This window comes from Frischella japonica (assembly GCF_014489845.1).
GTDB classification, from domain to species: domain Bacteria; phylum Pseudomonadota; class Gammaproteobacteria; order Enterobacterales; family Orbaceae; genus Frischella; species Frischella japonica.
The window spans coordinates 1-586 of the sequence record NZ_JABURY010000037.1 but is presented as its reverse complement, the minus strand read 5'-3'; the positions used below and the strand labels follow the sequence as shown (position 1 = coordinate 586).

Below are 586 nucleotides of genomic sequence, written 5' to 3'. Positions count from 1 at the left end.
TCAAAATACAGCTAATCCAAAAATAGGGAAAGCATTGCCAAAATTGTATGGGATGATTTTTAGTGCATTATTTTGTGCAGTAACGCATGGTATAACTTGGTATTTATATGGAACTTGTTTTTTTTATATACCTGAAGTAGAAATTTATTTTGCAGAATATATCAATATAAACATATTGTCGGGTTTAGTGATTATACTAGCAGATTTTACTCTATTATATATCACAACACAGAATTCAGTTAAACGTATTTATCAATGGCTCCCAACAGGTAGTTTATTAAGTGCTGGTGCGTTTACTATAGTAGTCTTTATTTTGTTAAATACTATTATCTTGATTGTTTTATCAATATTTATAGCTATATCACACTCACTTTCTTCATTTATGTGTTGGTTTATCGTCTTACGGTATATTGTGCTCTATTTGATAAGTCGTTTTTTCCTTAAACGCTCTTTTGGTTAACTTGTTGAAAATTTTATTTTTACTGTTTTATGACAATTCGCCCATAACCAAAGACGTTAACATTATTTGAATGCCGGTAAGCTACCGGCTAATGTACAATAATTGCTAGCGCAGTTAATCATACAG

1 protein-coding gene is annotated in these 586 nt (G+C 30.2%); it reads left to right on the top strand.

Translation table 11 applies throughout. From position 1 onward, the window contains the following. Nucleotides 1-460: hypothetical protein (locus tag FcAc13_RS12070; protein WP_223064620.1), on the top strand; the 460-nt coding region annotated here is incomplete at its 5' end. Between the last annotated feature and the right edge of the window lie 126 nt (nt 461-586).